Source organism: Caballeronia sp. SL1002 (assembly GCF_057814995.1).
Window position 1 is genome coordinate 284,180 of record NZ_JBYMUW010000002.1, and the last position, 25,455, is coordinate 309,634.

Annotated in this window: 22 protein-coding genes; 11 read left to right on the plus strand and 11 right to left on the minus strand. The window is 63.6% G+C overall.

Going from position 1 to position 25,455, the window contains the following annotated elements:
* Positions 1–129: 129 nt before the first annotated feature.
* A complete protein-coding gene (locus tag AC3D25_RS04205; protein WP_488887219.1) occupies positions 130–2,244 on the minus strand; it encodes a PhoX family protein in 2,115 nt (704 codons plus the stop codon).
* A 221-nt stretch (positions 2,245–2,465) separates the two neighbouring features.
* Positions 2,466–3,845, minus strand: coding sequence for a nucleobase:cation symporter-2 family protein (locus AC3D25_RS04210; protein ID WP_488887220.1), 1,380 nt, complete (start codon positions 3,843–3,845; stop codon positions 2,466–2,468).
* A gap of 191 nt (positions 3,846–4,036) precedes the next feature.
* Between AC3D25_RS04210 and AC3D25_RS04215 the strand changes: the two genes are divergently transcribed.
* The 4 genes from AC3D25_RS04215 (at position 4,037) to fghA (ending at position 7,607) form a co-directional block, all read left to right on the plus strand.
* Positions 4,037–4,255, plus strand: a complete 219-nt coding sequence (locus AC3D25_RS04215) for a hypothetical protein (RefSeq protein WP_488887221.1) — start codon at positions 4,037–4,039, stop codon at positions 4,253–4,255.
* A 109-nt stretch (positions 4,256–4,364) separates the two neighbouring features.
* Positions 4,365–5,585 carry an AGE family epimerase/isomerase gene (locus tag AC3D25_RS04220; protein WP_488887222.1) on the plus strand — a complete coding sequence of 407 codons (1,221 nt, stop codon included), beginning with the start codon at positions 4,365–4,367 and terminating at the stop codon, positions 5,583–5,585.
* 57 nt (positions 5,586–5,642) lie between these two features.
* Positions 5,643–6,749 carry an S-(hydroxymethyl)glutathione dehydrogenase/class III alcohol dehydrogenase gene (locus AC3D25_RS04225; protein ID WP_488887223.1) on the plus strand — a complete coding sequence of 369 codons (1,107 nt, stop codon included), beginning with the start codon at positions 5,643–5,645 and terminating at the stop codon, positions 6,747–6,749.
* 12 nt (positions 6,750–6,761) lie between these two features.
* Entirely contained in the window at positions 6,762–7,607 is an 846-nt protein-coding gene (fghA, locus tag AC3D25_RS04230) for an S-formylglutathione hydrolase (protein ID WP_488887224.1), read from the plus strand.
* A 10-nt stretch (positions 7,608–7,617) separates the two neighbouring features.
* Here the strand turns inward: fghA and AC3D25_RS04235 are convergent, their stop codons facing one another.
* The gene (locus AC3D25_RS04235) at positions 7,618–8,043 is read right to left on the minus strand and encodes a DUF6632 domain-containing protein (RefSeq protein ID WP_488887225.1); all 426 of its coding nucleotides are present in this window, start codon (positions 8,041–8,043) and stop codon (positions 7,618–7,620) included.
* Between the two features lie 43 nt (positions 8,044–8,086).
* Positions 8,087–8,395: a hypothetical protein gene (locus tag AC3D25_RS04240; protein ID WP_488887226.1), complete on the minus strand. Its 309-nt coding sequence runs from the start codon at positions 8,393–8,395 to the stop codon at positions 8,087–8,089.
* 180 nt (positions 8,396–8,575) lie between these two features.
* Here AC3D25_RS04240 and AC3D25_RS04245 point away from each other — a divergent pair, with 180 nt between their 5' ends.
* Positions 8,576–10,042, plus strand: coding sequence for an aminotransferase-like domain-containing protein (locus AC3D25_RS04245; RefSeq protein ID WP_488887227.1), 1,467 nt, complete (start codon positions 8,576–8,578; stop codon positions 10,040–10,042).
* 11 nt (positions 10,043–10,053) lie between these two features.
* Here AC3D25_RS04245 and AC3D25_RS04250 read toward each other — a convergent pair whose 3' ends face one another.
* Genes AC3D25_RS04250 through AC3D25_RS04260 form a run of 3 tightly spaced genes read right to left on the minus strand, consistent with a single transcriptional unit; the run spans position 10,054 to position 12,615 of the window.
* Complete coding sequence (locus AC3D25_RS04250) at positions 10,054–10,836, minus strand: metal ABC transporter permease (RefSeq protein WP_488887228.1); 783 nt, start codon at positions 10,834–10,836, stop codon at positions 10,054–10,056.
* Complete coding sequence (locus AC3D25_RS04255; RefSeq protein WP_488887229.1) at positions 10,829–11,737, minus strand: ABC transporter ATP-binding protein; 909 nt, start codon at positions 11,735–11,737, stop codon at positions 10,829–10,831. Before AC3D25_RS04255 ends, AC3D25_RS04250 begins: the two co-directional genes overlap by 8 nt.
* Positions 11,734–12,615: a metal ABC transporter solute-binding protein gene (locus tag AC3D25_RS04260; RefSeq protein ID WP_488887230.1), complete on the minus strand. Its 882-nt coding sequence runs from the start codon at positions 12,613–12,615 to the stop codon at positions 11,734–11,736. Before AC3D25_RS04260 ends, AC3D25_RS04255 begins: the two co-directional genes overlap by 4 nt.
* A gap of 321 nt (positions 12,616–12,936) precedes the next feature.
* On the opposite strand from AC3D25_RS04260, the gene AC3D25_RS04265 reads away from it, so the two are divergent.
* The 6 genes from AC3D25_RS04265 to AC3D25_RS04290 all read left to right on the plus strand — a co-directional run bounded on the left by AC3D25_RS04265 (position 12,937) and on the right by AC3D25_RS04290 (position 19,137).
* Positions 12,937–13,719 (plus strand): L-iditol 2-dehydrogenase, encoded by a 783-nt coding sequence (locus AC3D25_RS04265; RefSeq protein ID WP_488887231.1) that lies wholly within the window; start codon positions 12,937–12,939, stop codon positions 13,717–13,719.
* Positions 13,720–14,068: 349 nt separating this feature from the next.
* A complete protein-coding gene (locus AC3D25_RS04270; RefSeq protein ID WP_488889591.1) occupies positions 14,069–15,385 on the plus strand; it encodes an ABC transporter substrate-binding protein in 1,317 nt (438 codons plus the stop codon).
* Positions 15,386–15,467: 82 nt separating this feature from the next.
* The gene (locus AC3D25_RS04275; RefSeq protein WP_488887232.1) at positions 15,468–16,403 is read left to right on the plus strand and encodes a carbohydrate ABC transporter permease; all 936 of its coding nucleotides are present in this window, start codon (positions 15,468–15,470) and stop codon (positions 16,401–16,403) included.
* Positions 16,400–17,245, plus strand: a complete 846-nt coding sequence (locus AC3D25_RS04280; RefSeq protein WP_488887233.1) for a carbohydrate ABC transporter permease — start codon at positions 16,400–16,402, stop codon at positions 17,243–17,245. Before AC3D25_RS04275 ends, AC3D25_RS04280 begins: the two co-directional genes overlap by 4 nt.
* A 4-nt stretch (positions 17,246–17,249) precedes the next feature.
* Positions 17,250–17,966 carry an HAD family hydrolase gene (locus tag AC3D25_RS04285; RefSeq protein ID WP_488887234.1) on the plus strand — a complete coding sequence of 239 codons (717 nt, stop codon included), beginning with the start codon at positions 17,250–17,252 and terminating at the stop codon, positions 17,964–17,966.
* 49 nt (positions 17,967–18,015) lie between these two features.
* Complete coding sequence (locus AC3D25_RS04290; protein WP_488887235.1) at positions 18,016–19,137, plus strand: ABC transporter ATP-binding protein; 1,122 nt, start codon at positions 18,016–18,018, stop codon at positions 19,135–19,137.
* A 49-nt stretch (positions 19,138–19,186) separates the two neighbouring features.
* On the opposite strand, the gene AC3D25_RS04295 is transcribed toward AC3D25_RS04290, so the two are convergent.
* The 4 genes from AC3D25_RS04295 to AC3D25_RS04310 form a co-directional block, all read right to left on the minus strand.
* Positions 19,187–20,134, minus strand: coding sequence for a sugar-binding transcriptional regulator (locus AC3D25_RS04295; RefSeq protein ID WP_488887236.1), 948 nt, complete (start codon positions 20,132–20,134; stop codon positions 19,187–19,189).
* 112 nt (positions 20,135–20,246) lie between these two features.
* Positions 20,247–21,728 (minus strand): xylulokinase, encoded by a 1,482-nt coding sequence (gene xylB, locus AC3D25_RS04300; protein WP_488887237.1) that lies wholly within the window; start codon positions 21,726–21,728, stop codon positions 20,247–20,249.
* A 1,131-nt stretch (positions 21,729–22,859) separates the two neighbouring features.
* Complete coding sequence (gene dalD, locus AC3D25_RS04305) at positions 22,860–24,251, minus strand: D-arabinitol 4-dehydrogenase (RefSeq protein ID WP_488887238.1); 1,392 nt, start codon at positions 24,249–24,251, stop codon at positions 22,860–22,862.
* A 281-nt stretch (positions 24,252–24,532) separates the two neighbouring features.
* Complete coding sequence (locus AC3D25_RS04310; RefSeq protein ID WP_488887239.1) at positions 24,533–25,357, minus strand: EAL domain-containing protein; 825 nt, start codon at positions 25,355–25,357, stop codon at positions 24,533–24,535.
* Positions 25,358–25,455 lie beyond the last annotated feature (98 nt).

Genomic DNA, 25,455 nt, shown 5'->3' on the forward strand with positions numbered 1-25,455 from the left:
CTCGAAAGAGACTGCGGTTTTTTTTCGTCGGGTGTAACGGTGTGCCCGAGCCGAGGTTTAGACCCGCGAGCTTAACCGCCGCGAACCTAAACCCGCGACGTTAAACCCCGCGACGTTAAACCCGCGACCTTAAACCCCGATCATCCCGCCGTCGTCCTTCGTGATAAAGATCGTCGCCGAGCGCGGACGCGCGCCGCTGCCGGCGTTGGTCTGGCTGTCCGGCCAGTGGCTCGTCAACGTGCTCGCCGTGCCGCCTTCGCCCGGATGCTGGATGTTCACCATCAGCGTCTTGTTGTCCGGTGTCATCGCGATGCCGGTCAGTTCGCACTCCTTCGGCCCGACCAGAAAGCGCCGCAGATTCTGCTCGCCGGGATTCGCGCCCTTGAACGTCTTCGTGCCACCGCCCGCCATGACCGCGCCGCCATCGCCGACCGTGCCCGGCGTCGCCGCGAGCAGCATGCAGTTGGTCGTGCCGGTGTACGCGCCGTCGTCGGTTTCGATCCACAGCAGGCCGCGCGAGTCGAACCAGAGGCCGTCGGGACTGGAGAAGTCGTTGTTGTCGGTGAGCGCGGAGAGGTTGTAGTCGGCGCTTTGCGCGGACGGCGACCCGAACAGATAGACGTCCCACTGGAACTGCGTGGCGTCGGCGCGTGCGTTCGCCTCGCGCCAGCGCAAGATGTGTCCGTTGACGTTGCCCGGGCGCGGGTTGGCCGCGTCGGTCGCGCTTTGCGGACGCACGGACGCGGTGCCGTTCGTGAGCGTCACGTACACCTCGCCGTTCGCCGGATGCACGGCGGTCCACTCGGGGCGGTCCATCTTCGTCGCGCCGACGAGATCGGCGGCGCGGCGCGTATCGATCAGGATATCCGCGAGGCTCGCGAAACTCGCAAGCAGCGGGTTCGCGATGTCGAGCGCGAGCCAGTTGCCGGAGCCGTCGGCGTTGAAGCGCGCAACGTAGAGCGTGCCTTCGTTCAGGTACTTCGCGCCGGCGGCGAGCCCGCGATCCGCCGCCGAATACGGCGCTTTCGATACGAACTTGTAGATGTATTCGTTGCGGCTGTCGTCGCCCATGTAGAACACGAGCGGCTGGCCTTCGACCGGATTCGCGGGCTGGCAGCCTTCGTGGCCGAAGCGTCCGAGCGCGGTGCGCTTGACGGGCGTGGACGCAGGGTCGAACGGATCGATTTCCACGATCCAGCCGAACGTGTTCGCCACGTTGCGGTAGTCGCCGGTAGCAGCCGCTGCCGCCGTGACGGAGATGTCCCAGCGCTGGTACAGATCGCCCGTTGGCGTGCTCCAGCCGTAATTGCCCGACTGGCCCGCCTTGACGCCGTAGCGGTCAAGGCCGGCGGCATCGGCGCGGGTAGTGTCGGTGGCCACGCGCTTGAAGTAGCCCGCCCAGTTTTCCTCGCAGGTGAGATACGTGCCCCACGGCGTGTAGCCGTTCGCGCAGTTGTTCACCGTGCCGCGCGTGGCGCGGCCGTCGGTGGAATAGAGCGTCGTCATGCGCGCCGTGCCTGCCGCCGGCCCTTCGATCGCGAAATGGCTCGCGGCGGTCAGACGCCGGTTGAGGCGCGACCCGCGCACGTACTGCAGCGCGTTTCCGGTCGAGCGCTTGAGTTCCAGCACGCTGACGCCGTGGCAGTTCACTTCCTTGTCGACTTCGGCGGCGGGCCGCACGCCCGCGACGCTGGTCGGTCCGGCCGCGTGCAGATACGCCTGGGTGATGTTCTCGTGATTCACGCAGAGCACGCCGCGATCCGAACGCGACGCGGCGTAGGTGCCGTCGTCGGCGAGACCGAAGTAGCGCATGCCGTCGTGATGATCGCCCGCGCGGCGATCGTACGATTCCGCCGTCTCCGATCCGTTGCCCGTCCAGCTCGCGTCGCCGAAATGCTGTGGATCGCCGAGTGTGTAGAGCACGCCGATGCTGTAGCCCGCCGGCACCTTCACCACGTCCTCCAGGCTATGGCCGACCGCCTGGAAGTTGAGCGACGTTTTGACGGTGGGCGTCGGCGTGGCGGGCGTGTTGTCGTTGTCGTCCGATCCACCGCACGCCGATAGCGAAAGCGGAGCGAACAGGGCGGCGGTCGTCGCCGAGAGGCCGCCCAAGATCGTCTTGCGGCGCGTGATGCGCGTTTGCAGGATGTCGGTGAAATGCTGGTTCGCGCTGGGGTTGTCGTCATCCGGTTCGGTATAAGTGGACGAGCTTGCGGCAGGATTGGCGTAGCGGTTCTTGCTCATTTTGTGGATTCTCGGGTGGGGTCAAGAATCCATCAATGTAGGGACTTTGTATGGAATTATTATTACAGGATGCTTTCTCGCGATTTTGGCGCTTCCTAATGATTAAAAGGGTAAAAGACCGAAAAAGCGCGAATCGAGTCTAACTAAATCCTTTCGGAAAATTAAAAAGCGCCGTGATTTTCATCACGGCGCTTTCAAAGCTTTCGGCTGGCAGTTTGGGTTTATTTCGCTTCGCCCGCGCTCGCCGTGCCATCGAAATCATGGCCCGTCCGGCGAATCTCGCAGCGCGCCTCGCGCTCCTTGCGCACGCCGTTGAAAATCACATTCAGCACCACCGCCGACACCGACGCCAGCAGAATGCCGCTGTGCAGGATCGGTTCGAGCGCGTGCGGCAGTTGCGAGAAGAACTTCGGCGCGACCACCGGCACGAGACCCAGGCCGATGCTCACCGCGACGATGAACAGGTTGTGATGGTTCTTCACGAAGTCCACCTTCGACAGCACCTTGATGCCGTTCGCCGCGACCATGCCGAACATGACGATGCCCGCGCCGCCGAGCACGAACGGCGGCACCGAGGCCACCACTTGCGCCATCTTCGGGAACAGGCCGAGCAGGACGAGGATCACGCCGCCCGTCGCGCAGACAAAGCGGCTTTTCACGCCTGTCACGCCGATCAACCCGACGTTCTGCGAGAAGGACGTATGCGGGAACGAGTTGAAAATGCCGCCGATCAGCGTGCCGAGTCCGTCCACCCGCAGGCCGCGCACGAGCGCTTTTTGATCGACCGGGCGCTCCACCATGTCGCCGACCGCGAGGAACATGCCGGTCGATTCGATGAACGTGACGAACATGACGATGACCATCGTCGCGATGGAGAGCGAGTCGAAATGCGGCAGGCCGAAGTGGAACGGCAACACCACGCCGACCCACGGCGCGTGCGCGACGCCGTCCATGTTCACGCGACCGAGCACCGCCGCGATCACGAAGCCCGCGACCATGCCGAGCAGCACCGAAATATTCGCGACGAAACCGCGCGCGAATTTGTTGATGAGCAGGATCAGCATCAGCACGACGAACGCGAGCAGCAAGTAAAGCGGATTGCCGTAGTCCGGGCTGCCGACGCCACCCGCCGCCCAGTTGATGCCGACGCCCATCAGCGAGAGGCCGATCACGGTGATCACCGTGCCGACCACGACCGGCGGGAAGAAGCGCAAGAGCTTGCCGATCATCGGCGCGAGCACGATGCCGATCGCGCCCGCCGCGATGGTCGAGCCGAACACGTCGAGAATGCCGAGGCTCGGATTCGTGCCGATCGCGATCATCGGGCCGACCGCTGCGAACGTGCAGCCCATGATGACCGGCAGGCGGATACCGAAAACCCACAGGCCGAGCGTTTGAATCAGCGTGGCGATGCCGCAGCAAAAGAGATCGGCGCTAATGAGAAACGCGATCTGGTCCTTCGGCAGTTTCAGCGCCGCGCCGAGGATCAGCGGAACGGCGACGGCCCCCGCGTACATCACGAGGACGTGCTGAATGCCAAGCGTAAGCAGTTGTCCTGTCGGCAACCGCTCGTCGCACGGATGTACCGTGTTCGAAGCCATATCGTGTCTCCTTCAACTCGTTCCGTTTTAGTGGCCTCCAAGGTAAGCGCCTAAAAAGGGCTAAACAAGCCCACGCGTTGCTATCCCGCGCCTCCGCGAGCGGATATGCGCAGCGGGCCGAAAAGCCTCGCGCGCGGCGTCCGGAGCACTGTCGGCGGGGCGTTGCAGCCATAATCGGCGAAGCGTGCCGTGTGGCAAACGGCCGCAAATCGTTGATGCGTCGTTATGATGTCTATGCGAGGCGCCACATAGTGGTTTTTACGCTGTTTGCCCGGTTGCAGCGGGTTAACCCGCCGTTTTCCGCGTTTTCCCTTAGTTTTTTCGACGTGGTTTTCTCGACCCTGTTTGGACGTTTATCGACCCGGATCGCCATGCGTTTTCCTGGTATCGAACCCGGCGCGGGTCGCTGAAACTTGCTGTCGACGCTGACGTGTTCGCGGCTTACCGCTTACACTGACGCCCGCGTCTTGAAAAGCGCGCGCGCGGTAAAAAACCACGACATAAACCTTCAACTCCGTCATGTCCGCACACGAAAACGCCACGCCATCCCATCCCGATTTCCGCTCGCGCGAGTTCCTGCTCGATCACGCGCTGCGCACCATGACGTTCTATCACCCGCATTGCCTCGACCCCGCGGGCGGCTTCTATCACTTCTACAAGAACGACGGCACGATCTACGACCGGCGCACGCGCCATCTCGTATCGAGTACGCGCTTCGTCTTCAATTACGCGATGGCGTACAAGCACTTCGGCCTCGACGAATATCGCGGCGGCGTGCAGCACGGCATCGACTACCTGCGCGAGTTCCACCGCAATCCGGAAACCGGCGGCTACGCGTGGACGCTCGACGGCCGCGACGTGACGGACGCCACCAATCATTGCTATGGCCTCGCGTTCGTGATGCTCGCGTACGCGAAGGCCGTCGAAGCCGGTTTCGACGAAGCCCGCGCGTATCTCGATGAAACTTGGACGCTGATGGAGACGCACTTCTGGGATGCGCCGCACGGGCTCTACAAGGACGAAGCGAGCGCCGGTTGGCAGGTGTCCGACTATCGCGGACAAAACGCCAACATGCACACGTGCGAGGCGCTGCTCGCCGCATTCGAAGCGACGGGCGAAGCGCGCTATCTGGATCGCGCGGCGCTCCTTGCCGACAACATGGTGAATCGCCAGGCCGCGCTGGCCGGCGGACTCGTGTGGGAGCACTACAAGCCGGACTGGTCGATCGACTGGGAATACAACAAGGGCGATCGCAGCAATATCTTTCGTCCGTGGGGCTTTCAGCCGGGTCATCAGACCGAGTGGGCGAAGCTGCTGCTGATTCTCGACCGGCATCGGCCCGAAGCGTGGCATCTCGCGCGCGCTCGCGAACTGTTCGACCGCGCGATGGAATCGTCGTGGGACGCGCAGTACGGCGGCATGGTTTATGGCTTCGACCGCCAAGGCCAGTTCTACGACGAAGACAAGTATTTCTGGGTGCAGGCCGAATCGTTCGCGGCGGCCGCGCTGCTCGCGGACCGCGCCGCGAAGGCGGGCGACACAGACGCCGCAGCACGGTACTGGAACGATTACGAACGGCTGTGGAACTATAGCTGGGCGCATTTCGTCGATCATAAATACGGCGCGTGGTATCGCATTTTGTCGCGCGAGAACCGCCAGTACAGCGACGAAAAAAGCCCCGCCGGCAAGACCGACTATCACACCATGGGCGCGTGCTACGAAGTGCTGAACGCGCTTTGAAACCAGCCGGAGCGCGCGCGCCGGACCAATCCGAACCTTATCGACTGGAGTCGAAACATGAAAACCAAAGCCGCTATTGCATGGAAAGCCGGTGCGCCGCTCACCATCGAGGAAGTCGATCTCGAAGGCCCGCGCGCCGGTGAAGTGCTGATCGAAGTCAAGGCGACGGGGATCTGCCACACGGATTACTACACGCTTTCGGGCGCGGACCCGGAAGGCATCTTTCCGGCAATCCTGGGCCACGAAGGCGCGGGCGTGATCGTCGATACGGGACCGGGCGTCGGCACGCTGAAAAAGGGCGATCACGTCATTCCGCTCTACACGCCGGAATGCCGCCAGTGCAAGTTCTGCCTGTCGCGCAAAACCAACCTGTGCCAGGCGATCCGCTCGACGCAAGGGCGCGGCCTGATGCCCGACGCGACCTCGCGTTTTTCGATCGACGGCAAGCCGCTGTTCCACTACATGGGCACGTCCACGTTCTCGAACTACATCGTGGTGCCCGAGATCGCGGTCGCGAAGGTGCGAGAAGACGCGCCGTTCGACAAGATTTGCTACATCGGCTGCGGCGTGACGACGGGCGTCGGCGCGGTCGTATATTCGGCGAAGGTGGAAGCGGGCGCGAACGTGGTGGTGTTCGGGCTCGGCGGCATCGGGCTGAACGTGATCCAGGGCGCGAAGATGGTCGGCGCGGACAAGATCATCGGCGTCGATCTGAATCCGGGCCGCGTCGAACTCGCGAAGAAGTTCGGCATGACGCACTTCGTGAATCCGAACGAAGTGGAGAACGTCGTCGATTACATCGTGCAACTCACCGATGGCGGCGCGGATTACTCGTTCGAGTGCATCGGCAATACGAAGGTGATGCGTCAGGCGCTCGAATGCACGCACAAGGGCTGGGGTCAGTCGTTCATCATCGGCGTGGCGGCGGCGGGCGAGGAAATCTCGACGCGACCGTTTCAGCTCGTCACCGGCCGCGAGTGGAAAGGCTCGGCGTTCGGCGGCGCGCGCGGCCGCACGGATGTGCCGAAGATCGTCGACTGGTACATGGAAGGCAAGATCAATATCGACGATCTCATCACGCACCGTCTGCCGCTCGAACGCATCAACGAAGGTTTCGATCTGATGAAGAAGGGCGAGTCGATCCGCTCCGTCGTGCTGTACTGAGCGGGAGAAATCATGCTCGAACTCGTGGAAGAACATCGCTCGTTTGGCGGCGTGCAGCGCACGTACCGGCACGATTCGAAGGCGATCGGCTTGCCGATGCGCTTCTCCGTGTATCTGCCGCCGCAGGCCGCGTCGGGGCCGGTGCCGGGACTGTTTTTTCTGGCCGGGCTGACCTGTACCGAGGAAACCTTCGCGATCAAGGCGGGCGCGCAGCGTTACGCGGCGGAGCACGGCATCGCGCTGATTTCGCCGGATACGAGCCCGCGCGGCGCGGGCGTGGCGAACGAAAGCGCGTCGTGGGATTTCGGCGTGGGCGCGGGCTTTTACGTCGATGCGACGCGCGAGCCTTGGGCGGCGCGGTATCGGATGTATTCGTATATCACGCAGGATTTGCGCGAGGCGGTGGTGGCGGAACTGCCCGTGGACGGCGAGCGGCTCGGGATCTTCGGCCACTCGATGGGCGGACACGGCGCGCTCGTGCTGGCGCTGAGGAATCCGGAGATTTATCGATCGGTTTCGGCATTCGCGCCGATTGCCGCGCCGTCGCAGTGTCCGTGGGGCGTGAAGGCGTTTTCGGGCTATCTCGGTGAGGATCGCGAGAGCTGGAAGCAGTATGACGCGAGCGAGCTTGTGCGCAGTGGTCCGGTGCGGTTCAAGGAAGGGATTTTGATCGATCAGGGGCTGGCGGATCAGTTTCTCGCCGAGCAGTTATTGCCCGAGGTGTTCGAAGCGGCGGCGAAGGCGGCGGGGCAGCCGGTGACGCTGAGGCGGCATGAGGGGTATGACCACGGGTATTACTTTATTGCTACCGTGGTGGGGGAGCATCTGGCGCATCATGCGGGGGTTTTGTTGGCGTAGTGGGCGCCCGCTATCCGCGCGGGCTTCGTGAAGCATCGCCCGCCCGCTCCCCACGCGGCATAAAAAAAGCCAGCGCCGCCGCCGCAATAAAAAGCGCGGGTACATCGCCCAGCAGATGACCCAAATGTTCGCCATGCCCCTCGCCGCCGAACGACTGCGCGGCCATGATCGCGGCGTGCACGATGCTCGACCACACCGTGAACCAGATCAGGCTCAGATGCCTGAGCGGATCGCGCGATGCGATCAGCAGAAACACGCCGAGCGTCGCGTAAATGCCGACGATCATCAGCGGGTAGTCCGAGCGGCCGCCGTGGCCGGATTCCCAGGCCCATCCGGCGGGCCATAGCAGCGTCAGCGGATAGAAGGCGACCAACGCGATCAACCCGACGATCACGAGCACGATGCGCAAGCAGGCGAGACGGCGGACGTCGTTCATGGCGAACTCCTTCGCGTGAGTCCGCGTAGCGTAGCATCTCGCGTCAGCCTGTCATCGGAACGGCGCGCCCGCGCGTCGCGAACGGCCAGCGCGACCGCAGCGCTGGCCAGAATCCCGCTGGCTCGATTACGCCGCATCGCACGTTCCGCGCGCCTTCAGCTTCGACGCTCACCACGCCGCGCTCGTCGATCACCCAGCACTCGCCCTCACGCACGACCCGCCCCGCGACCCGCGCCGCGACCCGCACGTCGCCATCGATCGCGACAATCATCGCGCCCGCCTCGACGAACTCCATCCGCACCTGCCCCGGCACCAACGCCCACTCCGCCGATAACCTGCTCTGCGCTTTCATCTCACCACCGCCACCAAGGAGTTCGAACACCCTCAGCGTATCGGCGCGCGCAAAACCGCAACAGATTCAGCGCCCGGCAGTCTGCACCGCAACAGAACCCAAAATCGACCCTCTGTTACGCTCCAGATTCCCCCGCGCTGTATCTGTCCAAACGCGCTTAACGCATGCAGCATCGCCCGTATGAAATCCATCGCCGATCCAGCCGCGTCAAGCGGTCCGCTCTACGAACGCCTCGCCGATCACTATCGCCGCGTGATCGCCGCCGGCACGCTCGCGCCGGGCGACCGCATGCCGTCCGTGCGCGCATTGATGCAGCGCCACAGCGTGAGCCTCTCGACCGCGCTCCAGGTGTATCGCCGGCTCGAGGACGCCGGCTGGCTGCAAGCACGCCCGCGCTCCGGCTACTTCGTGCGGCGTCCCGTTTCCACGATGCTCGCAAGCGTCGCCGAGCCGGACACGCGCCCGCTCCCCGATCAGGCGCAATACGTCGGTTTGCATCAGAAGATTTCGGAGGTCGTCGCGAAGGCGCGCGATTATCCGCAGGCGCTTAATCTCGCGGGCGCAACCGGCGATACCGCGCTGTATCCCACCGCGCGTCTGCAGGCGCTGACCATGAAAATCCTGCGTCATCAGCCGACGCTGCTCACCGCGCACGGCGCCGACGCGGGCAGCGACGCGTTCCGTCAGGCCGTGGCGCGCCGCGCGATGTCGGCGGGCATCACGATTTCGCCGGATGAAGTGATCGTGACGCACGGCGGTGTCGAGGGCGTCAATCTGGCCTTGCGCGCGGTAACGCAGCCCGGCGATACGGTGGCGATCGAGTCGCCCGCGTTCTTCGGGCTATTGCAGATTCTGGAAAGCCTCGGCCTGCGCGCGCTCGAAATTCCGGCGAGTTCGAGCACGGGTTTGTCGCTGGAAGCGTTCGAAACGGCGTTGCGCGCGTATGGCAATGTGAAGGCGCTGGTGGTCGTGCCGAACCTCCAGAATCCGCTCGGCAGCGTGATGCCCGACGAGCGCAAGGCGGCGCTGGTGGCGCTCTGCGCGCAGCACGGCGTGCCGCTGATCGAAGACGAGCCGTATCGCGAACTTGCGGACAGCGCCGTGCCGCTGAAGGCGCTGAAAGCCTTCGATCGCGACGGCGGCGTGATTCATTGCGCGTCGTTCAACAAGGTGCTCGCGCCCGGCTTGCGGATCGGCTGGATGACGGCGGGCCGCTGGCTCGCGCGCGTGCAGATGCTGAAGTACGCGCAAAGCCGCCACAACGAGGCGCTGCCGCAAGTGGTGGTGGCGGAATTCATCGCGTCAGGCGCTTACGACCGGCATCTGCATCAGTTGCGCGCGCGTTTGCGCGAGCAGCGCGAAGCGACCGCCGATGCCATCGCGCGTCACTTTCCAGCGGGCACGCGTCTCACGATGCCGCCGGGCGGTTTGCTGCTGTGGGTGGAATTGCCGGAAGGGGTGTCGTCGGATGCGCTGTTCGACGCGGCGCTCGCGGAGAACATTCGCATCGCGCCGGGGACGATCTTTTCGAACTCGGCGCGCTTCGCGAATTTCATCCGGCTCGCCTGTCCGATGCCGTTCGGTCCGGACGTGGAGCGTGCAATCGCCAGGCTCGGCCAGTTGGTCGCAGCGCTGGCCGCGCGCTAGCGACGCGCGTTTTACTTCCGGCCGATGAGGCTGCCGCCATAGACGAGCGCGGCGAGAATCGTGATCCAGAAACTCGTCGGCCAGTCGGTGTAGAAGGCGAGCGTGAGTCCGATCCACGCCTGCGCGAGCGCGAACGCGGCGGCGAGCACGAGGCCGGTCGAGAGCCGCGTCGTGACGTTTTGCGCGGCCGCCGCCGGGCCGACCATCAGCGCAAAGACGAGCAGCACGCCGACAATCTGCGTGCAAGCAGCGACCGCGAGCGCGGTGATCGCGAGAAACAGCACGGAGACGAGCCGCAGCGATACGCCTTTCGCTTCGGCCAGTTCGGGCTGCAGCGAGGCGAACAGCAGCGGGCGCATGACGGCGGCGAGCGCGGCCAGACTGACGGCGGCGAGTCCCGCGAGCACGACGAGCGTCTCGTGGCTCACGCCGAGCACGTTGCCGAACAGGAGCGCCGTCGCCTGGGTCGCGTAGGCGGTGAAGAAGTGCAGGAACAAGAGACCGAAGCCGAGCGATAGCGACAGAATCACGCCGATCGCCACATCGCGCCCGGACAGCCGCTCGCCGAGCGCGCCCATGCCGACGCCCGCCGCGAGCGTGAAGCCGATCATCCCCCAGAGCGGCGAGACGCCGATCAGCACCGCGCCGGTCGCGCCGGTGAAACCGACGTGCGACAGCGCGTGGCCGGCGAAAGTCTGGCCGCGCAGCACGAGAAAATAGCCGACGATCCCCGCCAGCACCGCCACAATCCCCGACGCCGCGAAGGCGTTCACCATGAAGTCGTATTCAAACATTGTGCGTGTGCTTTCCGCTGCCTTTGTGGTCGTGGCCGTGGTCGTGCTCATGGCCGTGATCGTGCTCGTGCTCGTGGTCGCCTTCTTCGTGCGCGTGGTCGAGCTTTTCTATTTCCACATCGCCCGACATGACGAAGATGCGCCCGTTCACGCGCATCACGTCGATCGGCGAGCCGTAGAGCGCGGAGAGCACCGGCCGCGTAATCACTTCATCGACCGTGCCGAGCGCCGCGCGCCCGTTGCCGAGATAAAGCACGCGGTCGAGCGAGTTCAGCAGCGGGTTGAGTTCGTGCGCGGAAAACAGCACGGTGATGCCGAGTTCGCGCTGGACGCGCCGCACGAGATCGACGACGCCCGTCTGATGACGCGGATCGAGGCTAATGAGCGGTTCGTCGAGAAGCAGCACTTTCGGATTGCCGAGCAGACATTGCGCGAGCAAAAGGCGCTGGCGCTCGCCGCCCGATAGTTCGCACAGCGGCCGGGCCGAAAGCGCGGTCGCGCCGACGAGGTCGAGCACGCGATCCACATCGGCGCGCGTCGCAGCGTTTTCGTGCGGCAAACCCCAGCGATGTCCGTCGGCCGCCATCGCGACGAAATCGCGTCCGCGCACGCGCCGGCCCGCGAGCCCGCTGCGGATTTGCGGCATGTAGCCGATCGACGGATTGCCGCGCACGACCGCTTCGCCGTTCACGCGGATCGCGCCGCGCGCCACCGGCAGCAAGCCGAGCAGCGCGCGCATCAGCGTGGTCTTGCCCGCGCCGTTCGGCCCGAGCACGCCGATAAACTCGCCCGCCGCGACCGTGAAACTCGCATCCTTCAAAATGGAACGGCCACCGAGTTCGAGCGTGACGTTGTCGACGTCGAGCGCGTGCGGCTGGCCGCTGCCTGCTGAACCGTTCATCGTTGCCATCCTTGCAGCGCACCCGACAACGCGTCGAGTTGGGAAGTCATCCATTGCTGGAACGTCTTGCCGGCCGGCAGCGTCTCCGTGACGCTCACGCTCGGCACATGCGAATCCTTCGCGAGCGCGAGCATGCGCCGCGTCAGCGCTTCCGTCGCCTGACTGTTATAGATCAGAACGTGGACGCGGCGCTCGCGCAGATCCTTCTCGAACGCGCCGATGTCCGCCGCACTCGGTTCGGTTTCGTTCATCGCGGCGAGCTGGAAACGCGCGTTGCGCATCTCGAAACCGATTGCATCGGCCATGTAGCCGAACACCGGCTCGGTCGCCGTCACCGGCACGCCCTTGTAGTGCGACGCGAGCACAGCCACGCGATTGTCGATTGCCTTAAGCGACGCAAGGAACGTTTGCAGCCGCGTGTCGTAGTCGGACTTGTGCGCGGGATCGGCTTGCACCAGATACTGGCTGACCGCTTTCGCCACGGCCGGCATCGTGGCCGGGTCGTACCAGAGGTGCGGATTGTCGCCGGATTTCTTGCCGACAAGCTGCGCCGCGACGATCGTCGTGCGCTTTTCACCCTTCGATGCCGCGAGCAGCTTGTCCATCCACGGATCGTAGTCGGCGCCGTTATAGACAACAAGCGCCGCATGCTGGAGATCGCGCGCGGTTTTCGGGCTCGCCTCGAACAAATGCGGATCCTGATCCGGATTACTCAGGATGCTCGTGACCTGAACGTGATCGCCGCCGAGTTGCCGGATGATATCGCCGTAGAAATTCTCCGCGGCGACCACTTTCACCGGCGACGCCTGCGCGAAGGCCTGACTGCAAAATGCCACGGACAACGCGGCGCAACTCAGGAAGGCGGCGAATTTTTTCATCGTTTTCTCGCGGGTTCGGTCGGATTCGGAAGGGGCGCGGTGGCGTCGAATGCTGGCCGCGATGATATAACATATCACTTCCACACGCACGAATTTGCCCGCGCCGAGCCGCGTTCGGCTTTACCCGAATAGCCGCAAACCCAAGCCCATCGGGTTTTCCCGCAGATTGCGGACGCTTTGCGCGTCGCAGCATCGAAAGATCGCGACGCGCCTTGACACCGCATCTTCCGTCACCGATCATTCGATCACACACAGAGCAAATGATCGCGCAAAGAGCGTTCGCTCACCGCGATACGATTCGAACGACGAACGGAGACAGCTGTGAGATTGCAAGACAAAGTGGCTATTCTGACCGGCGCGGCAAGCGGTATCGGCGAGGCGGTGGCAAAGCGATATCTCGACGAAGGCGCGAAAGTCGTGCTGGTCGATGTGAAAGACGAAGGCGAAATCGCCGCGCGTTTTTCAGGTTCTTCCAACGCACAGGACCGCGTGCTCGCGCTGCGGGCTGACATTACGAAACGCGAAGATATCGAGCGCATCGTCACGGCGACGGTCGAACGTTTCGGCGGGATCGACATTCTCTTTAATAACGCGGCGCTGTTCGACATGCGCCCGATCCTCGACGAATCCTGGGACGTCTACGACCGGCTCTTCGCGGTGAACGTGAAGGGCATGTTCTTCCTGATGCAGGCAGTCGCCCGCCAGATGGTCGCGCAGGGCCGCGGCGGCAAGATTGTCAATATGGCGTCGCAGGCCGGACGGCGCGGCGAGTCGCTGGTTTCGCACTATTGCGCGACCAAGGCCGCCGTGATCAGCTACACGCAATCGGCGGCGCTCGCGCTCGCGAAGGACGGCATCAAGGTGAACGGCATCGCGCCGGGTGTCGTCGATACGCCGATGTGGGAGCAGGTCGACGCGCTCTTCGCCAAATACGAAAACCGTCCGCTGGGCGAGAAAAAACGTCTCGTCGGCGAAGAAGTGCCGCTCGGCCGCATGGGCGTCCCCGACGACCTGACGGGCGCGGCGCTCTTCCTCGCGTCCGCCGATTCCGACTACATCACCGCGCAGACGCTCAACGTCGACGGCGGCAACTGGATGAGTTGAAGGCCGCCTCCCGGCGATCCTCACCACGCTTCACGCTTCAGAAACACGTTGCACCCGCACCTCTGAACGACCGCACCACGCGGCACAAAGCGGCACAAAGCGGCACAAAGCGGCACCACGCGGCACAAAGCGGCACCACGCGGCACCACGCGGCACCACGCGGCACCACGCGGCACCACGCGGCACCACGCGGCACCACGCGGCACAAAGCGCCGCTACCGAAGCACATGGAAGCACACGAAAAGCAACTGCCATCACAGCCCAAGCTACGCAGCACGAGCGCCCGTGCTCGAGAAAAAGGAGACGAAACAACATGAAACGCGCTAATCCCATCGTTGGAATCCGGCCCATGCGCACGCTCGCCGTCACGGCGTTCGCTGCCGCGTCGGCCGCCGCGCTCGTGCCGCAGGCCGCACACGCGACCACCGTGACCATTGCGACGCTCAACAACCCGGACATGATCGAGTTGAAGAAGCTGTCGTCGAATTTCGAGAAGGCCAATCCGGACATTCAGTTGAAGTGGGTGATCCTCGAAGAAAACGTGCTGCGTCAGCGCGCGACCACCGACATCACCACCAACAGCGGCCAGTTCGACGTGATGGCGATCGGCACGTATGAAGCGCCGCAGTGGGGCAAGCGCGGCTGGCTCGCGCCGATGACCAACCTGCCCGCCGACTACGACCTCGAAGACGTCGTGAAATCCGCGCGCGACGGCCTCTCGTACAACGGCCAGTTGTATGCGCTGCCGTTCTACGTCGAAAGCTCGATGACGTATTACCGCAAGGACCTGTTCGAAGCGGCCGGCCTGAAAATGCCGGATCAGCCGACCTACGATCAAATCCGCCAGTTTGCGGACAAGCTCACCGACAAAGCGAAAGGCCAGTACGGTATCTGCCTGCGCGGCAAAGCGGGCTGGGGCGAGAACATGGCGTTCGTCTCGACGGTCGTCAACACGTTCGGCGGCCGCTGGTTCGACGAGAACTGGAAGGCGCAACTCGATACACCCGAATGGAACAAGGCCGTCACGTTCTACTCCGACATGCTGAAAAAGGACGGCCCGCCGGGAGCCAGCTCGAACGGCTTCAACGAAAACCTGACGCTGATGTCGTCGGGCAAGTGCGCGATGTGGATCGACGCGACGGTCGCGGCCGGCATGCTCTACAACAAGTCGCAATCGCAGGTGGCCGACAAGGTCGGCTTCGCGGCGGCGCCGGTGCAAGTGACGCCGAAGGGCGCGCACTGGCTGTGGTCGTGGGCGCTCGCGATTCCGAAGACCTCGAAGTCGCAGGACGCCGCGAAGAAATTCGCGACGTGGGCCACGTCGAAGCAATACATCGAACTGGCCGCGAAGGACGAAGGCTGGGCGTCCGTGCCGCCGGGAACGCGTAAATCGACTTACGCGCGCGACGAGTACAAGAAGGCCGCGCCGTTCTCCGACTTCGTGCTGAAGGCGATCGAAAGCGCCAATCCGAACGATTCGTCGCTGAAGAAGGTTCCGTACACCGGCGTGCAGTTCGTCGGCATTCCGGAGTTCCAGTCGTTCGGGACCGTGGTCGGCCAGTCGATTGCGGGTGTGGTCGCCGGGCAAACCGATGTCGAGACCGCGCTCAAGGCGGGCAATGCCACCGCGGATCGTGCCGTGCGCCAGGCCGGCTATCAAAAGTGAAGTCTCGCAGCATCTAGCGCAGCAAGCGGACCGCGCTTAAACGTCACGCGCGGTCCGCGCATCATCGAGAGGTGACACGATCATGCGTCAATTGACTCCCCCCATGACGGACGCCTACGCGGAATCCGCCGCCGAGCGCGACAGGAAGCGCGCGAAATCGGTGCGCTGGCTCGTATCGCCGTCGGTCGCGGTGCTGTTCCTGTGGATGGCGATCCCGCTCGCGATGACGATCTGGTATTCGTTCTCGCGCTACAACCTGCTCAATCCCGATGTCAAAGGCTTCGCCGGTCTCGACAACTATCACTTTCTCGCCACCGACCCCGCGTTCGGTCCTTCCATCGTCCATACGCTGACGCTGATCGGATCGGTGCTGCTGATTACGGTCGTGGGCGGCGTGCTGCTCTCCGTGCTGTTCGACCGCAAATTCATCGGCCAAGGCGTCGCGCGGCTGCTCGTGATCGCGCCGTTCTTCGTGATGCCCACGGTCTCCGCGCTGATCTGGAAGAACATGATCCTGCATCCGGTCTACGGACTGATCGCGCAGGGCATGCGCGCGATCGGCATGCAGCCGATCGACTGGTTCGCCGACTATCCGCTGTTCGCGGTCATCATGATCGTCGCGTGGCAATGGCTGCCGTTCGCGTTCCTGATTCTGTTCACCGCCATCCAGTCGCTCGATCAGGAGCAAAAGGAAGCCGCGCGCATCGACGGCGCGGGTGCGTTCTCGATGTTTTTCTACATCACGCTGCCGCACCTGAAGCGCGCTATCGCGGTCGTGGTGATGATGGAAACCATTTTCCTGCTGTCGATCTTCGCTGAAATCTACACGACCACCGGCGGCGGTCCCGGCACCGCGACGACCAATCTGTCGTACCTGATCTACGCGCTCGGACTGCAGCAGTTCGACGTCGGCCTCGCTTCCGCGGGCGGCATTCTGGCGGTCGTGTTGGCGAATATCGTCGCGTTCTTCCTCGTGCGGATGCTCGCGAAGAACCTGAAAGGGGAGTACGAATCATGAGCCAAGTCACGGCCTCGGGCGGCATGCCGATTCTGGGTACGCTCAAGCGCAGCATCGCGGGCATCGTCGCGTGGTTCTTCGCGATCCTGCTGTTCTTCCCGATTTTCTGGATGACCATCACGGCGTTCAAGACCGAGCAGCAGGCGTATGCGTCGTCGCTCTTTTTCACGCCGACGCTCGACAGCTTCCGCGAGGTGTTCGCCCGCAGCAACTACTTCGCGTTCGCGTGGAACTCCATCCTGATCTCGGTCGGCGTGACGGTGATCTGCCTGCTGTTCGCCGTGCCGTGCGCCTACGCGATGGCGTTCTTCCCGACCAAGAAAACGCAGAAAGTGCTGCTGTGGATGCTCTCCACGAAGATGATGCCGTCGGTCGGCGTGCTCGTGCCGATCTACCTGCTCTGGAAGAACACCGGGATGCTCGACACGGTGTGGGGCCTCGTGATCGTCTACACGCTCATCAACCTGCCGATTGCCGTGTGGATGGCGTTCACGTACTTCAACGAGATTCCGCGCGACATTCTGGAAGCCGGGCGGATCGACGGGGCGCAGACGTGGCAGGAAATCGTCTACCTCCTGATGCCGATGTCGCTGCCGGGGCTCGCCTCGACCGGCTTGCTGCTCGTGATCCTGTCGTGGAACGAGGCGTTCTGGAGCATCAACCTGTCCAGCTCCAACGCCGCGCCGCTCACGGTGTTCATCGCGTCGTATTCGAGTCCGGAAGGGCTGTTCTGGGCCAAGCTCTCGGCGGCATCGCTGCTGGCGGTCGCGCCTATTCTGATCGTCGGCTGGCTCTCGCAGAAGCAACTCGTGCGCGGCCTGACGTTCGGCGCGGTGAAGTGAGGCGATGCTCGTGAATATCACTCTGAACCAGGCCGAACTCGACGACCGCTTGCTGATCTGCGACTGCGACGGCGTGCTGATCGACAGCGAAGCGGTGGCGGCGAGCGTGCTGGTCGAACAACTGCACGCGCTGTGGCCGGGCGTCGATGTCGAACCGGTCGTGTTGCCGCTGCTCGGGCTGCGTATCGAAGCCGTGCTGAACAAGACGGCTGAGGCGCTCGGCCGCACGATCGACGCGCGCTGGATCGACTCGATCCGGCTCGCGGTCGAAGCGGCGGCGGTGGGCGCGCCGCCGGTCGTGGGCATCGCCGAGGCGCTCGCGGCGATCCCGCTTAAGAAAGCCTGCGCGAGCAATAGTTTTGGGCCGTATGTCGAAGCGGTGCTGACGCGCACCGGCCTCGTGCGGTTTTTCGGCGAACGCCGTTTCACCGCCGATCTCGTGCCGAATCCGAAGCCCGCGCCCGACGTCTATCTGGCCGCCGCGCGCACGTTGCGCGTCGCGCCCGAGCGGTGTCTCGTGGTCGAGGACAGCGTGACGGGCGTGACCGCGGCGACGGCGGCGGGCATGACGGTGCTGGGGTTTATCGGCGGCGGGCATGCAAGCGAAGGACAGATCGACGCGCTACGCCAGGCGGGCGCGAGTGTCGTGTTCGACGAGATGGGCCGCTTGCCCGGCCTCGTCGAGCAATGGCTGCAAAACGCGAGCTTCGAGATCCGGTAATCCGGCAGAAATCGGCGAAGCATCGAAGAAGCAACATGGGAGACTCATCATGGCAAGCCTGAACCTGCGCGGCATCAACAAGCGGTACGAAGAAACCGAAGTGCTCAAGAGCGTCAACCTGGAGATCGCGGACGGCGAATTCGTCGTGTTCGTCGGGCCGAGCGGCTGTGGCAAATCCACGCTGATGCGGATGATCGCCGGACTGGAGGAAATCAGCGGCGGCGATCTGATGATCGACGGCACGCGCGTGAACGATATTCCGCCCGCCAAGCGCGGCATCGCGATGGTGTTCCAGTCCTACGCGCTGTATCCGCACATGACGCTCTACGACAACATGGCGTTCGGCCTCAAGCTCGCCGGCACCAAGAAGCCGGAAATCGACGCCGCCGTGAAGCAGGCCGCGAAAATCCTGCACATCGACCATCTGCTCGACCGCAAGCCGAAGCAACTGTCGGGTGGCCAGCGTCAGCGCGTGGCGATCGGACGCGCGATCACGCGCAAGCCGAAAGTGTTCCTGTTCGACGAACCGCTCTCGAATCTCGATGCCGCGCTGCGCGTGAAGATGCGCCTCGAATTCGCGCGCCTGCACGACGAACTCAAGACCACGATGATCTACGTGACGCACGATCAGGTCGAAGCGATGACGCTCGCGGACAAGATCGTCGTGTTGTCGGCGGGCAATGTCGAGCAGGTCGGCACGCCGAACCAGCTTTATCACGCGCCGGCGAACAAGTTCGTGGCGGGTTTTATCGGCTCGCCGAAAATGAATTTCCTGAACGGCGAAGTGACGCAGGTGATGTCCGACGGCGTGCTCGTGCGTTATGCGTCGGGCGAGACGCAGCTTGTTGCCGTGGAACCGGCGGCAGCGAAGATCGGCGATGCGGTGACGGTCGGCATTCGTCCCGAGCATCTGCACGCGGGCACGGCGGCGACGCTCGAACATGGCATCTCGACCACGACGATGACGGTCGAATCGCTCGGCGACTCGGCTTATCTGTACTCGGAGTCGCCCGTTGCACCGGATGGAATGATCGCGCGGATTCCGCCGCTCGAACGCCACACGCGCGGCGAGACGCTCAAGCTCGGCGCGACGCCGGAACATTGCCATCTGTTCGACGCGCAGGGAATCGCGTTTCAGCGGAAGATCGTGGAAGTGTTGTCGGCGGCTTGATGCGCCGTTGAGGAGAAGCGCCCCGAATTCGGGGCGTTTTTTTTGGGGCCTACCCCGCGAGCGCCGCCCGCGCGCACAACTCGTCGGTCACTAAGCCCGAAAGCCATCCGCCCTTGAGCGCCGCGATCACCGCCTGATGTTTGCGCTGACCGCCAGCGAAACCGATCGTCGGCCGTTTCGGCGGCGTGTCGAGCGTGAGGCTCGTCACGCGCGCGCCGGTCTTCGATTCCACGCGCACGCCTTTCGCGTCGATCGGCAAGCCCAGCAATTCCGCCACCGCGCCGGCCTTCATCATTTCCTTCACTTCGGCCGAAGTAATGAAGCCGTCCTCGTGCAGCGGACAGCCAATCCCGATATTGCCCACGCCGACGAACGCGACATCCGCCTTCAGCGAAAGCGCATCGACGATGCGATACAGCCGGTGATTGCACCACTGCGCGCGCTCGGCCTCGTTGTCGGCCATGAGCGGCGCGGGCAGCATGAAGTGCTTGCCGCCGGTCTTCTCCGACAGCAACTGCGCGACGTCGTACCGGTTCGAGGAACCATCGTGGGCGATCGCGCCGACCATCGACACGAGCTTGTGCTGTGGCCGCTCCAACTGGCCGATCTGCGCGACGGCGGCTTTCAGAGTTCGTCCGCTGCTGATGGAGACGACGAGCGGCTTCTCGTCGCCGAGATAGCGTTCCATTACTTGCGCGCCGGCGACCGCGAGTTTGCGGTCGACCTGCTCGCCGGTGTCGCCGTCGATCGGCACGACTTCGCACATCGCAAGTCCGTAGCGCTTCGACAACTCCGCGGCGAGGCCGAGACAATCGGCGATCTGATGATCGACGCGCACGCGGATCAAGTTCTTTTCCACTGCAAACGCGACGAGCCGCTGCGCCACCGGACGCGAGATCTGCAATTTCTCCGCAATCTCGTTCTGGGTGTTCCCGGCGACGTAGTAGAGCCACGCGGCGCGGGTAGCGAGGTCGAGTTTTTCGTTGGACTTGGGCACGGTTCGATGGGTCTGGTTTGTGTTTTATGGTTTTTTTAAGGCGCGCGTCCAGTTGCAACACGCGCCCCGACCGCTATTGTGCTCGACGTTCGCCGCGCTCCTGATGCGATCCTCAAGCGAGCCGGGGCCGCGCGGGATCGAAGAGCGGGCGAACGTGCTGATACAACTCGCGAAAGCCTTTCAGCCGCTGACGCAGCAGCGCGTGACGCTCGGCGTTCGGCGTGAACTCGGCCTTGACCGGCGGTTTGGCGAGCACGATGGCGGGGTCGCCGCCCGCCGCGAGCCAACCGAGCCGCGCCGCGCCGAGCGCCGCGCCGGTCTCGCCGCCGCCGTGCGTGCGAGTCGGTGTATCGAGCGCGTCGGCGAGCAACTGGCCCCAGTACGCACTGCGCGCACCGCCGCCGATCAGCGAAAACGCGTGCGCTTCCGTGCCCGCCGCTTGCAGCGCGTCGAGGCCGTCGGTCAGCGCGAGCGTGACGCCTTCGAGCACCGCGTAGCCGAGCAGCGCGCGGTCGGTCGCGTGCGTCATGCCGAAGAACACGCCCTGCGCGTAGGGATCGTTGTGCGGCGTGCGTTCGCCGCTCAGATACGGCAGGAACAGCGGCGCGATGGCGAGCGCGTCGGGATCGAGCGCGGCGATTTCAGCGAGCAGCGTGGGTTCGTCGGTGGAGGTCAGCTTGCAGACCCAGCGCAGGCAACTCGCCGCCGACAACACGACGCTCATCTGATGCCAGCGGTCCGGAATCGCGTGACAGAACGCGTGGACGGCGGACGCCGGATTCGGCCGGAAGCGATCGCCGACGACACACAGCACGCCCGAGGTGCCGAGCGACAGGAAACCGTCGCCCGGTTGCGTCGCGCCGATACCGACGGCGCTCGCCGCGTTGTCCCCGCCGCCCGCCGCGACGATCACGCCGTCGGGCAAGCCGAGTTCGCGCGCGAGTTCCGGGCGCAACGTGCCGGACGGCTCGCTGCCTTCCGCGAGCGCGGGCATCTGCTGGCGCGTCATGTTGCAGGCCGCGAGCAGTTCATCGGACCAGTCGCGCCGCGCCACGTCGAGCCAGAGCGTACCGGCGGCGTCCGATGGATCGGAGACTTTCGTGCCGGTCAGATGCAGACGCAGATAGTCCTTCGGCAGCAGCACGCATGCGGTCTGCTGGAAGATTTGAGGTTCGTTGTGCGCGACCCAGAGCAGTTTCGGCGCGGTGAAACCGGGCATCGCCAGATTGCCCGCGATGCGGTGCAGTTCCGGCGCGCGCTCGGTCAACTCCGCGCATTCTTTGTCGCTGCGCATGTCGTTCCAGAGAATCGCGGGACGCAGCACGCGGTCTGTGGAGTCGAGCAGGACGGCGCCGTGCATTTGCCCGGACAGGCCGATACCGCGCACTTGCGCGAATTCGTCCGGGAATTTGTCGCGCAGCGCGAAGAGCGCGGCGCGCGTGCCGTTCCACCAGTCGAGCGGATTCTGCTCGGCCCAGCGCGGTTTCGGCCGCGAGACGGTGAATGGCGTTCCCGCCGTGCCGATGACGCTGCCGTCGGAGGCAAGCAGCAGAACTTTTACTTCGGATGTGCCGAGGTCGATGCCTAAATACATGGACGAGCCCTTATCGAAGGCGGGAAGCTGGAGGCGCTAATCGTAGCGTCTTGGACGGGGTTTGCGCCATGGGCATAACACCCGACGCACGGTGGGCTGTTTGAAAAAACAGCGGGTTTTTCTCTGGATTTGCATGAGTGGTTGGGTTTGGGTTCCATACACCGTCTGGTTGTCTTGTGCTTTCTGGGAACTTGCTTTCGTGTAGGTCTATTAGCACGCCGCTATGCGCGGCAGCAGTCACTTTCTTTGCTGCTGCAAAGAAAGTAACCAAAGAAAGCAGCGTGACCTACTAAGTGTCCACCACGAAACGTAACCCGGAGTGGTGCGCAAGCTGATTCGGCCATCGCACCACACAACAGAGTGGAGCCGCTCATTCATCCCGGCAGGCACAAAGTGCCTGCCGGAACGGCATAACAGGACAAACCAAAACCAAACCAACCAAAACCAAACCAACCGCCGGTTTGTGACATGCCCGTCGTCCTCGCGTAGCGAGGATGGAACTGACAGGCGCTGTGCCAATAAGGTCAATGCGCGCGCTAACCTAGTCAGCCTGCGTGCCTATCCCTTTGGTTATTCGAGGTGGACACTTAGGCGGATAAGCTGCTTTCTTTGGTTACTTTCTTTGCAGCAGCAAAGAAAGTGACTGCTGCCGCGCATAGCGGCGTGCTAATAAACGTACACGAAAGCAAGTTCCCCAGAAGCGTCCAAGAAACCAAAGCAAAAGGCGCCAGCAAACCAAACACGTGCTGCCGCGCACAGCGGCGTGCTAATAAACGTACGCGAAAGCAAATTCCCCAGAAGCGTCCAAGAAACCAAAGCAAAAGACGCCAGCAAACCAAACCCGTGCTGCCGCGCACAGCGGCGTGCTAATAAACGTACGCGAAAGCAAATTCCCCAGAAGCGTCCAAGAAACCAAAGCAAAAGGCGCCAGCAAACCAAACCCGTGCTGCCGCGCACAGCGGCGTGCTAAAAAACGTACACGAACGCAAGTTCACAAGAAGCGCCTAAGAAACCAAAGCAAAAGGCGCCAGCAAACCAAACCCGTGCTGCCGCGCACAGCGGCGTGCTAAAAAACGTACACGAAAGCAAGTTCACAAAAAGCGCTTAAACGAGCAAAGCCAACACCTCCACTCAACCGCGGCCAGCGAGCCAAACATCCAACCGTCCAAGCGCCCCACGCAATACGCGCTCAAGCGCCTCACTCCCCGCCATGCTGCCCCAAAGCAGCTTATCGGCGGTAAAAGCGGCAAGCGGATCCGCCGCGTCGAAGTACGCGTGCGCCGTGGCCGGGTCCATCACGCCGTCCTGATACGTGTACGGCAACGCGCCCGTATGCCAGCGTTCGAGGAAACGGAAAAAGAGCGCCGGAAGCATCGCCGTGGCGTTCGGCTCGACGTTGCGCGCGAAACATTCGGCCAGCGTCGGCGCGATAAATCCCGGGATCTTCGAGAAACCGTCGGCGGCCACGCGCTGGTTCGTATCCTGAATGTAGGGATTGCTGAAACGGTCGAGCACGACATCGCGATATTTCGCGAGATCGAGCGGACTCGGCGTGAGGCACGGAATCACGTCTTCGGTCACGTAGGCATCGGCGAGCGCGCGGATTTCGCTATCCAGTGTGCCTTCGTGAATATATTGCAGGCCGGCGAGCGTCCCCGCCCACGCGATGCAGCTATGGCTCGCGTTGAGAATGCGGATCTTCGCTTCCTCGTACGGCAGCACGGATTCCACCAGCTCCGCGCCGACCGTCTCCCACGCGGGACGGCCCGCGCAAAAATGATCTTCGATCACCCACTGGATGAACGCCTCGCCCATCACCGGCGCCTGATCGTCGAAGCCGGTCGCGGCCTTCACGCGCTCGCGGACGTCCGGCGTCGGACGCGGCGTGATCCGGTCGACCATGGAATTCGGACACGTCGTGTTGGCGATCATCCAGTCACGCAGCGCGGTTTCGCCGCGCAATTGCAGGAATTCGAGCATCCCGGCCTTGAAACGATCGCCGTTGCTGCGCAGGTTGTCGCAGTTCTGCAGCGTGACCTTGCCCGCGTTCTGCTTCATGCGCGCGTCGAGAATCGCGGCGACCGCGCCGTAAATGGTCGTGCGCGCGCCTTTCAGATCCGCCGCGAGATCGGCGTTCGAGGTCTCCAGCCGGTCGTTTTCGTCGAGGTAATAGCCGCCTTCGGTCACCGTGAACGACACGATCTTGCACGCGGGCGACGCGCCCGCCGCGACCAGCGCGTCGAGATCGGCGGCCCACGGCACGACCTGCGTGATCGAGCGCACGGTTTCGTAGGCGCGTTCGCCGTGCGGCGTCACGGTTTCGAGCGTGTACGCGCCGTCTTGCGCGGCGAGCGCGTCGAGCACCGCGTTCATGTCGCCGCGAATATTGCCGACCGTGAGCGACCAGCGCGTATCGCCGGTTTCGATCAGCCGGTGCAGATACCACGCCTGATGCGCACGATGAAACGAGCCCGCGCCAATGTGCAGGATCACATCGGCGCTCGCGTTGCGTTCGCTAGTCATGTCTTCCTTCCTCTGATTGGAATGCGTCCGGTCGGTGCCAGCCGCCTGTTATGCGTCTCACGCCGCCGGCTCCGTACCGACGATCAATTGCTCTTTGTGTGAGCGAATGATCGTATTCGAATCGAGGAAAGTCAAGGCGCTATGCAGCAATCCTGAAGGCGCTTTCGAAGGCTCGGGAATAACCCGTATAGCGCGGCCGCACGGGCTCAGCCGTGCAAATTCAAGTTTGAAACTGGGCTCGCCGATGCCAGGCGGCGCGAGGCGGCCAGGCAAGTGTGGATTTACCGTGCGCCGGAGTCCGGCTGCGCGTGAAACGCCGGTCCTTGCACGAAGCGCACGTCGAATTGCTGGAGCGCTTCGAACTGCGCTTCATCGCCGACCTGGCTGAAGATGAGCGGAATGCCCAGACGGCTCGCGTAACCCACGAGCGGCTTCACGACCGAATCGCGCAGCGCCGCGCCCGCATCCATCTTGATGAAATCGAGCCGGGCCATTTCCGACACCGACATGATCTGCCCGGCGTTCGGCAGATTACCCGCGACCTTGAAGCCGTAGTGCTGATAGCTCTTGGTCAGATAGCCGAGGAACGTCTTGTGCGCGACCGCGGCGCTCGGCAACTCGATCACGATCCGCGACGGATTCAGCCCGAACTTCACGAGCACCGACGAAAAGTGCAGCCCGTGGTCGTATTTCACACTCTTGAGGAGACGCTCGTGCACGCGCAGGAATAGCAGGCCGGGCCGCTGCGCGCCGAAGAAGTTGAACGCGTGCAAAGCGCGCGAGAGCCGGTCGAGTTCGACGAGTTCGCGGTCGTCGTCGAGTTGCGCGAACGGGTCGTAGCTCGCGCCGTCGGCCAGTTGCGTCACCGCCTGAAAACCCAGTTCGTCGCCGAAACGCTCGGCGCTTCCCGGCGACACCGTGAGCGTCTGCGGAAAGCTGTGCGTGCCGACATCGAAAATCGGCTCGTAGCAACTCGCGAGCGACACCTCGCCGTAATGCGCGATGGCGCTTCCCGCGTGCTCGGCCATGCCGGGCGCGAGGTGCGCGCCGAGGAACGGATGGTCGGCGGCCATGGCGACGAGCTGATCCAGTGTGGGCGCGATCATGGAAGCGAATGACGTGAGCGTTGGGGCATCTTGGGATGTTAGCAGCGGTCTTGGCGCTGGCTTGGACAAAATTCAGCTATTCATAGTGGATCGGGGAA

Coding starts and splice junctions, on each gene's coding strand:
- AC3D25_RS04270 (WP_488889591.1), top strand. CDS start 14,069: ATGCGCACGCTCGCCGTCACGGCGTTCGCTGCCGCGTCGGCCGCCGCG.
- AC3D25_RS04290 (WP_488887235.1), top strand. CDS start 18,016: ATGGCAAGCCTGAACCTGCGCGGCATCAACAAGCGGTACGAAGAAACC.
- AC3D25_RS04235 (WP_488887225.1), bottom strand. CDS start 8,043: ATGAACGACGTCCGCCGTCTCGCCTGCTTGCGCATCGTGCTCGTGATC.
- xylB (WP_488887237.1), bottom strand. CDS start 21,728: ATGTATTTAGGCATCGACCTCGGCACATCCGAAGTAAAAGTTCTGCTG.
- AC3D25_RS04260 (WP_488887230.1), bottom strand. CDS start 12,615: ATGAAAAAATTCGCCGCCTTCCTGAGTTGCGCCGCGTTGTCCGTGGCA.
- AC3D25_RS04310 (WP_488887239.1), bottom strand. CDS start 25,357: ATGATCGCGCCCACACTGGATCAGCTCGTCGCCATGGCCGCCGACCAT.
- dalD (WP_488887238.1), bottom strand. CDS start 24,251: ATGACTAGCGAACGCAACGCGAGCGCCGATGTGATCCTGCACATTGGC.
- AC3D25_RS04220 (WP_488887222.1), top strand. CDS start 4,365: ATGTCCGCACACGAAAACGCCACGCCATCCCATCCCGATTTCCGCTCG.
- AC3D25_RS04225 (WP_488887223.1), top strand. CDS start 5,643: ATGAAAACCAAAGCCGCTATTGCATGGAAAGCCGGTGCGCCGCTCACC.
- AC3D25_RS04205 (WP_488887219.1), bottom strand. CDS start 2,244: ATGAGCAAGAACCGCTACGCCAATCCTGCCGCAAGCTCGTCCACTTAT.
- AC3D25_RS04255 (WP_488887229.1), bottom strand. CDS start 11,737: ATGAACGGTTCAGCAGGCAGCGGCCAGCCGCACGCGCTCGACGTCGAC.
- AC3D25_RS04240 (WP_488887226.1), bottom strand. CDS start 8,395: ATGAAAGCGCAGAGCAGGTTATCGGCGGAGTGGGCGTTGGTGCCGGGG.
- AC3D25_RS04280 (WP_488887233.1), top strand. CDS start 16,400: ATGAGCCAAGTCACGGCCTCGGGCGGCATGCCGATTCTGGGTACGCTC.
- AC3D25_RS04245 (WP_488887227.1), top strand. CDS start 8,576: ATGAAATCCATCGCCGATCCAGCCGCGTCAAGCGGTCCGCTCTACGAA.
- AC3D25_RS04285 (WP_488887234.1), top strand. CDS start 17,250: ATGCTCGTGAATATCACTCTGAACCAGGCCGAACTCGACGACCGCTTG.
- AC3D25_RS04250 (WP_488887228.1), bottom strand. CDS start 10,836: ATGTTTGAATACGACTTCATGGTGAACGCCTTCGCGGCGTCGGGGATT.
- AC3D25_RS04275 (WP_488887232.1), top strand. CDS start 15,468: ATGCGTCAATTGACTCCCCCCATGACGGACGCCTACGCGGAATCCGCC.
- fghA (WP_488887224.1), top strand. CDS start 6,762: ATGCTCGAACTCGTGGAAGAACATCGCTCGTTTGGCGGCGTGCAGCGC.
- AC3D25_RS04210 (WP_488887220.1), bottom strand. CDS start 3,845: ATGGCTTCGAACACGGTACATCCGTGCGACGAGCGGTTGCCGACAGGA.